Raw genomic sequence first — 1753 nt, 5'->3', positions numbered from 1 at the left:
TTGATCTTCTTTGGTAGCCAGGGGCGTTTGGCACCAACGATGAGCTGAATAGCCAACAATAAGATCACAATTCCAAAGGGAATCGAATAACCCGGTGCTGGAACTGGCAAAGCTGAAGGTAGAGATAGGATAACGAATATAAACCCAAAGATACGTTCCCCCGCTAGGGTCAAAATATCTGCCAGCCTTACCTGAGGCTCTTGCTCTTCCTCAAAAAAATAGCGCTGTAGTTCTACAGAGAGTTTAGCCATTTAGTAGTGATTAGTTATAAAAGTTAATATACTAATCTATACTAATCTTTCTAGCACTTACCCTGACATTACTGATAAGATTAATTGCTAGCTGTACAGCAATTCAGAAACGGTTTGTTAGCGATCGCTTCTAAGCCCACTGATTTGATCAGATCTACCCATGCTTGGGGCTGGGAATCCCGTAACTGGGCGATAGTAGTCAGAGTTTCTTGCCAAATCAGAGCATCAGCATATAGTTTGGCTTGTTCTAAGGTATTTTGCTCCTGCTCTAGATTAAGCGCTAATTCTGGACTAAGTTCAGTACGCTCTAGAATTCCTTGAACCCAATGATCTCGGCTACGCTCTTGAGGATCGCAAACGAGTACGAAAAACCACTTGTATTTCTTACCCATGGTCAGAGGTACGGTTGTCGGTACGCTCAGTTGCACAATACCGTTCGTGTTATCCAGGCTCACGCTGGTCAGGTAAACCTCTTGATTCTGGTCATCAATTAACACAAATTCTGCTTCGGAGGCTGTAGTTTTGGGAACATACCAGAACAGTGTCGGATTAGCCGCCACGGTTGTGACCAGATTATTGGCAGGCACGATAGCAGTCAAAGGGATGTCATCGCTGTCAGTACAGGAATAGCTACGAGACCCTCCTCCTGCTGTTCTTCTAGGTTCTCCTCGTTCTGGTACTGGTGGAAATTTAATCATATGTGTCCCAGCCCCAAGGGTTCTAGACGGTGATCCTCGCTCTGGTGGTGGTGGGAAGTATGCACCCACTTCATGGTGTGGGTATGACTGTGCCAGTAACTGGGGTGCGGTGAAGTCAGTTACCAGTGCAGCCGAGAGCATTGTAGTCAGCACTGCCAGATAGGTTGGAGATTGTTGCCAGATCATAATCAATAACCCTACTCATTAATAGACCTCTTGCAAAAGTCAATTTTTGCCATGTGGCTATAGTATTTATCACCCTCTTTTTAGAGATTTATGCAAGAGTCAATATAAGTTTGTTATTTTATTCTAGCTAAGTGGTTGATCTTAACTTGCCGTTCCAAACCTTTTCTATACTATATCTTATTCCTTGTCAAGGATACAAAAGTTTTTAGAGGTGCCATTTTAAATCGTTTAGGCCGGTCAGGGCAATCGATAGTCGGTCATTGTCAACTACCAATTACCCATGACCCATTACCCATTACCTAATTACCCATAACCGATTACCCAAAAAGAGATATCAGGATTATTGAACCAGTATCGTAAAGGGATTACCCTAGTTTTAGGTACCAGAAGTCCAAGAGTTGATGTACTCGATTTGGTCTGGGGTGAGGCTATCAATGTTAATGCCCATTGCTTGTAACTTCAACCGCGCAATGTCCTTATCCACTGCTTCAGGGATGGAGTGTAAACCTGGTTCAATGGATCCTTTGTTCTTGACTAGGTATTCACAGGCCAAAGCTTGGTTAGCAAAGCTCATGTCCATCACCGCACTGGGATGACCTTCAGCTGCTGCCAGGTTAA

3 protein-coding genes are annotated in these 1753 nt (G+C 43.9%); all 3 read right to left on the bottom strand.

Translation table 11 applies throughout. From position 1 onward, the window contains the following. A partial coding sequence (locus F6K49_RS45920; protein WP_293109011.1) for an exopolysaccharide biosynthesis protein occupies window positions 1-251 on the bottom strand: 251 nt, incomplete at its 3' end. An 80-nt stretch (window positions 252-331) separates the two neighbouring features. After that, a complete protein-coding gene (locus tag F6K49_RS45915) occupies window positions 332-1135 on the bottom strand; it encodes a DUF928 domain-containing protein (protein ID WP_070392851.1) in 804 nt (267 codons plus the stop codon). A gap of 376 nt (window positions 1136-1511) precedes the next feature. After that, on the bottom strand, window positions 1512-1753 hold a 242-nt coding region (locus F6K49_RS45910; RefSeq protein WP_293084125.1), incomplete at its 5' end, for an adenosylhomocysteinase.

Source organism: Moorena sp. SIO3I6 (genome assembly GCF_010672095.1).
This window is presented reverse-complemented; position numbering and strand designations above follow the sequence as displayed.